Below are 5,742 nucleotides of genomic sequence, written 5' to 3' on the forward strand. Positions count from 1 at the left end.
CGCATCGTCCATGACCTTTACCCTATTCCATGGTGGAAGACTCAAACTGGGAGCCGGATGGTGTAACACTCCAAGTCCGGTTCTGCGAGGAGTCGAGAGCGAACTGTCGTATGGCTGAGATAGCGTGGCACCGCCGGGAAATCAGGCGGCAAACAGAGAATACAAACTTCAGCCTACGCGACGGTAAGGACTCGGCTTACTCTCCGACTACGAATAGACCCAAAGACTCCTGCCGATGTTTCTCGCTCTATTATCCGCGAGGTTTGACCTGCTAGCCCAAGGCCGCCGCTGCGGGTGACACCGAAGGCACCGCACGCTTGGCCGGTCCCGAAGAATGGCTGAAGCGCCAGGAAGCTATCACACCGCCGTAAACCGCAGGTCCGCAGCGCGGACAAGACGCGGCGTCAGTGCCGCCGCTCGCCAGCATGGAAAGCACTCTTGAATCAACCCTCGCCGACAGAACGGGTGGCTCGTCCGGCGGCCCATGGCGGAGCAGGAGCTTCGGCCGCAGCGCTGAGAGCGCCTAATCCTTCCGCCCGGTACCCGTGCTTGATAATATGTCGAATCCGACATATACTTAAGTCATATGAACCACTCCGACAGGCCGCTCGTCTGGCTGCACGGCGAGGTCAAGACCCCGCCGTTCTCCGCCGCCGCCCGGATCGAGGCGGGGGTGTTGCTGCGCTGACTCCAGCGCGGCGAGACTCTGCCGATGCCCCACTCGCGGCCGATGCCGGTGATCGGGCCGCGCTGCCATGAGTTGCGTATCAACGACGCCGACGGGACTTGGCGCATTATCTATCGGCTGGACCATGGCGCGGTGATTATCGGCGAGGTCTTCCGCAAGAAGACGCCAGCGACACCCGGCCCAGTTATCGACACCTGCAAGCGACGATTTGAAGCTTATGATCGATGAAGCAAAGCAACGGCGTCTCGAAGCGCAGGGCTGGCAGGTCGGCACTGCCGACGACTTCCTCGGACTATCGGCGGAAGAATCGGCCTATGTGGATCTGCGGCTCCGATTGAGCGATGCGCTGCGGGCGCAGCGTCAGCGGCAACACCTGACCCAGGTCGAGTTGGCCCGGCGCATCAAGTCCAGTCAGTCGCGCGTCGCGAAGATGGAGGCGGGCGACGCGTCGATTTCGCTGGATCTCCTGATCCGCTCGCTCTTCGCCTTGGGTGCCACTAACCGCGATCTCGCCGAGGCAATCAACGGCGCCAGCGCCACGGTCGCTTAATGGCTGCGGGGGAATAGGGGGCGTACGACGACTCTTCGCCGGCACCCGCTAGCGGATCATGCAACTCCGCCGGACGCTTGCTTGCTCCGGTCAACCGCTGGGAGCGGTCCTTACCATCCCACTTGCGCTCAGGACTCGACATTGATCGCCGCGCCCACCACTTGCCGCAATCTCCCGGATTCCTCCCGCGCCTCGGCAAGCAGTCGATCCCAGTGGTCCGGCGGGTGGCCGCTCTCCAGCATCTTGCGGAAGACCCGGTAGGCATCATCCGCGCTTTCGTAGGCACGCTTGGTCGCCTCGTCATTCACCCAGGCGAAGACGATCACCCGGCTCGGCCCGTGATACCGGAAGAACAGACGGTACTGCTGAAAGAACTTGGCCCGAAACCAATGCCGGTGTGCATCCCCGAGCGTGCTGCCTTGACGATACTCGGGACGGGTCGGGTCCGCAGGAATGACCTCAAAGGCCAACTTGGCGATCGCGGCGAGGCGCTTGGCCGCGTTCTTCTTGACGAACCCGACAGGGTCTTTCTGTTTGAGGGTCTCGACCTGTTGGATCAATACATCGAGCTGATCGAGAAACAGGGGGTGAGTGAAGATCGTCCAACCGCCCACCATCAACGGCGATGGTGTCTCGCCGCTCATTCATCGTCCGCCGTCAGGGGGGCATCGAGGTCGACCTCGACCGCGCCGGCGAGCGATTGGATGCGATGCAGGAGATCGGCGTCCACCGAGCGGAGGCGATCCGGATGGTCGGCCATGTCGCGCGCAAGAAAGTCGAGGAACTGACCGATCACCGGATCATCCGCTCCGTCGGCGCTGGCGCGCGTCAGCACAACCTCGCCACCGGGACGGATGCTGTAGTGGATCTTGTCGCGTTTGCCGAGTCGGAGGGCGCGGCGCACGGTCTCCGGAACCGTGGTCTGATAACGGTCGGTCAGTGTGGATTCGGCTTCAAGGGCGGCGGGCATGACAGGTTCCGATGACAGACAGTGCTTGCGGAAAAGGGTAATGCAAATGCATTGCCTCGTCAATGCAGCTGCTGGCGCCCGACCCTTGATCTCCTCGCCTGTTGAGCGGCCTTCGCCTCTTGTTGCGGTAGTTGCATCGGCCGCAGTCCGGGTTTAAGATGCGAATCATTCTCGTTACCCATCGGCGCCTGCCTGCCATCATGATCCACTCCACCGCTGCCTGCCCTGATTGCCCCGGTCCCGTGGGGCGCTGCCAGGACGTGTCCAATGCCGGGGTGCTCGGGACGCTGGCCCGGTCTCTCTGGTCCGCGTTTGCACGCACCGGCCCCGCGGCCCCTGAGGACTCGGCCCCCCAGACCACGCTCAAGGCCTTGCGGATCGGCCAGCGCGGCCGGGTGCAGGGCTTTGAAGAGGGCGGCCGGGCTTATCGGCGCAAACTCCTGTCGATGGGGTTGACCCCCGGGGTGCAGTTCGAGGTGTTGCGGGTCGCGCCCATGGGCGACCCGGTGGAGGTGCGCGTACGCGGCTCCAACCTGAGCCTGCGTCGCGACGAGGCCGCCGCCCTGCGGGTGGAGCGCCTTTCTTAAGTACCGGCAAGGGGACGCGCCATGAGCACGCACCAAGAATTCACCATCGGCGTCGTCGGCAATCCTAACTGCGGTAAGACGACCCTGTTCAACGCGCTGACCGGTTCCCGTCAGCGGGTGGGTAATTGGCCCGGGGTGACGGTGGAGCGCAAGACCGGGCGCTACCGCTTCGCCGGTGCGGACTTCAACCTGGTGGACCTGCCCGGGACCTATTCGCTGGACGTGATCGCGGCCGGGACCGACCAGGACGTGTCGCTCGACGAGCGCATCGCCCGGGACTTTGTGCACGCCCGTGAGGCGGACCTGATCCTCAACATCCTGGATGCGTCCAGTCTGGAACGTAACCTCTATCTCACCGCCCAGTTGATCGAGATGGGTCGCCCCCTGGTGCTGGCGCTCAACATGATCGACGTCGCCCGGGATCATGGCCTGCGCATCGATGTGGAGGCGTTGGCCCGGCAGCTCGGCTGCCCGGTGGTGCCGGTCTCCGCGTCCGACGGCGAGGGCGTCGAGCACCTCAAGCGCGTGGTCCTGGAGGCCATGGACGCCCCGCCGGTGGCCAGTGCCCAGGTGACCTATGGTGATACCCTGGAGACGGCCATCGCCGCGCTCCTGCCGCGTCTCACGCCGATCGCCCAGGCGGCCGGGGATCCGCCGCGCTGGCTCGCCTCCCGCCTGTTGGAGGGTGACGACCTGGTACGCGACCTGGTGGGGGAGGCGGTCAGTCGAGCGGAGGCGCGCGCCCTGCTCGGTGCGCAGGTGGACGACGTGGACATCCTGCTCGCCGATGCCCGCTACGGCTTTGCCCATGGGCTGACCCAGACCGTTGTCACGCAGACCGGGCGGGCGTCCCGCGACCTCTCCAACGCCATCGATTCGGTGATGCTCAACCGGGTGCTGGGCATTCCGATCTTCCTGGCGGTGATGTATGCGCTCTTCATGTTCACCATCAACATCGGCGGGGCCTTCATCGACTTTTTCGACCACGCTGCCACCACCCTCTTCGTTGGCGGGACCACCCAGGTCCTGACCGGCCTGGGGGCGCCCGGCTGGCTGATCCTGCTCATTGCCGACGGTATCGGCGGCGGCCTGCGGGTGGTCGCCACCTTCATCCCCATCATCGGCTTCCTCTACATCTTCCTGTCGGTGCTGGAGGACTCCGGCTATATGGCGCGTGCTGCCTTCGTCATGGACCGCTTCATGCGTGCCATCGGTCTGCCCGGCAAGTCATTCGTGCCGCTGCTGGTCGGCTTCGGCTGCAACGTGCCGGCCATCATGGCCACCCGCACCCTGGAGAACCCGCGCGACCGCATCCTCACCATCCTCATGGCCCCCTTCATGTCATGCGGGGCGCGACTGCCGGTCTATGCACTGTTCGCCGCCGCCTTCTTTCCGGTGGGCGGGCAGAATGTGGTCTTCGGGCTCTATCTGATCGGCATCGCCGTGGCCGTGCTGACCGGGTTTATCATGAAATTCACCCTGCTCAAGGGCGAGAGTACCCCCTTCGTGATGGAATTGCCCCCCTACCACCTGCCGACAATGAAGGGTGTGGCCCTGCATACCTGGGAGCGCACCCAGGGGTTCGTGCTGGGTGCCGGGCGGGTGATCGTCCCCATGGTGCTGGTGCTCACGGTGCTCAACAGCCTGGGCACCGACGGCAGTACCGGCAACCAGGGCAGCGAGCGCTCGGTGTTGGCCGAGCTGGGGCGCAGCAGCGCCCCCGCATTTGCCCCTATGGGGCTGCAGGCCGACAACTGGCCGGCGACCGTCGGCATCTTCACCGGCCTGTTGGCCAAGGAGGCCGTGGTCGGCACCCTGGATGCCACCTACTCGGCCCTGGCCGTCGCAGATGCCGGGGGGCAGGCGGCGGAGAAGCCTTACAGCCTGTTCGGTGGTCTGCAAGCCGCGCTGGCCACCATCCCGGCCAACCTGGGCAAGGCCCTGGGCAACTGGGGCGATCCGCTGGGGCTCGATCTCGGGAACCTGAACGACGCCCACGCCGCCGCCGAGCGCCAGTCCGTCAAGGCCGGTACCTTCGGCGCCATGGCCGCGCGCTTTGACGGGGCGGCGGGGGCCTTCGCCTACCTGCTGTTCATCCTGCTCTATTCACCCTGCACGGCGGCCATCGCGGCCATCTGGCGGGAGAGCACCCCGGGCTGGACCCTCTTCGCCGTGCTCTGGACCACCGGGTTGGGCTATGGCATCGCCACCGTCTTTTACCAGAGCGCCATCTTTGCGCGTAACCCAGCCCATTCCGCGGCCTGGATCGCGGTGATGGTTGGCCTGTTCGTCGCCGTGGTCGTCACGATGCGCCTGCTCGCCGACCGCGCCGGCCCGGACCGGGACCTGCGCCCCGGGCAACCGTTGATCAAAGGTGCTTGACCATGATCCTGTCCGAACTCACCGGCTACCTGGCCCAACACCGGCGGGCGCCCCTGATCGATCTCGCCACCCGCTTCGACGCCAGCCCCGACGCGGTGCGCGGCATGTTGGCCACCCTGGAGCGCCGCGGCCGGGTGCGCCGCATCGCCAACGGCGCGGCCTGCGGGAGCGGCTGCGGCAAGTGCGACCAGTCGCAGGTGGAGACCTATGAGTGGGTGGGGGCAGGGCGGGCGGACTAAGCGCTTCAGATCGTCCGGCATGGTCGCGAGTCGATCGAAGGTATCGGCCAGGCTGCGCCGCGGCTGATGCAGAATCATCTCGTCGCCGCGGCGCAGGATCTCAACCTCCCGTGACGGCGCCGGAACATTTCGGCTGAGCGTGACGTGGTGGCCGCACGGGGTCGATAATGACCCTAGAAAGAGCAGTTGGTGCCCGCCTCAGGCCGTTCCTGACCCGCGGATGGGTACACGCGGAGGCTAAATTCCGGCTATGCCGGGGCCGGTAAGCCCGACGGCGGGTGCAATTCGCGGCCGTGGAGGTATTTCACCAGGGCGCGGGAGAGCAC

7 protein-coding genes are annotated in these 5,742 nt (G+C 65.7%); 5 read left to right on the forward strand and 2 right to left on the reverse strand.

Translation table 11 applies throughout. The features are described 5' to 3' along the window. Nucleotides 1-706: 706 nt before the first annotated feature. Both QZY44_RS32660 and QZY44_RS32665 read left to right on the forward strand, forming a co-directional pair. Nucleotides 707-916 carry a type II toxin-antitoxin system RelE/ParE family toxin gene (locus tag QZY44_RS32660; protein WP_295457563.1) on the forward strand — a complete coding sequence of 70 codons (210 nt, stop codon included), beginning with the start codon at nucleotides 707-709 and terminating at the stop codon, nucleotides 914-916. After that, nucleotides 906-1,238 (forward strand): helix-turn-helix transcriptional regulator, encoded by a 333-nt coding sequence (locus QZY44_RS32665; protein WP_295457548.1) that lies wholly within the window; start codon nucleotides 906-908, stop codon nucleotides 1,236-1,238. Before QZY44_RS32660 ends, QZY44_RS32665 begins: the two co-directional genes overlap by 11 nt. Nucleotides 1,239-1,366: 128 nt before the next feature. On the opposite strand, the gene QZY44_RS32670 is transcribed toward QZY44_RS32665, so the two are convergent. Together QZY44_RS32670 and QZY44_RS32675 are read right to left on the reverse strand one after the other, a co-directional pair. Further along, nucleotides 1,367-1,882: a type II toxin-antitoxin system YhaV family toxin gene (locus tag QZY44_RS32670; RefSeq protein ID WP_295457551.1), complete on the reverse strand. Its 516-nt coding sequence runs from the start codon at nucleotides 1,880-1,882 to the stop codon at nucleotides 1,367-1,369. After that, nucleotides 1,879-2,208: a type II toxin-antitoxin system PrlF family antitoxin gene (locus tag QZY44_RS32675; protein ID WP_295457554.1), complete on the reverse strand. Its 330-nt coding sequence runs from the start codon at nucleotides 2,206-2,208 to the stop codon at nucleotides 1,879-1,881. Before QZY44_RS32675 ends, QZY44_RS32670 begins: the two co-directional genes overlap by 4 nt. A 158-nt stretch (nucleotides 2,209-2,366) precedes the next feature. Here QZY44_RS32675 and QZY44_RS36060 point away from each other — a divergent pair, with 158 nt between their 5' ends. From QZY44_RS36060 to QZY44_RS32690, 3 genes are read left to right on the forward strand one after another with little or no spacing between them, the layout of a single operon-like run. Next, entirely contained in the window at nucleotides 2,367-2,795 is a 429-nt protein-coding gene (locus QZY44_RS36060) for a FeoA family protein (RefSeq protein WP_365305769.1), read from the forward strand. 21 nt (nucleotides 2,796-2,816) lie between these two features. Then, entirely contained in the window at nucleotides 2,817-5,177 is a 2,361-nt protein-coding gene (gene feoB, locus QZY44_RS32685; RefSeq protein WP_295457557.1) for a Fe(2+) transporter permease subunit FeoB, read from the forward strand. A gap of 2 nt (nucleotides 5,178-5,179) precedes the next feature. Beyond that, the gene (locus QZY44_RS32690) at nucleotides 5,180-5,416 is read left to right on the forward strand and encodes a FeoC-like transcriptional regulator (protein WP_295457560.1); all 237 of its coding nucleotides are present in this window, start codon (nucleotides 5,180-5,182) and stop codon (nucleotides 5,414-5,416) included. Nucleotides 5,417-5,742 lie beyond the last annotated feature (326 nt).

The sequence above is a fragment of the uncultured Thiodictyon sp. genome, assembly GCA_903837595.1.
In the GTDB taxonomy this organism is placed as follows: Bacteria; Pseudomonadota; Gammaproteobacteria; order Chromatiales; family Chromatiaceae; genus Thiodictyon.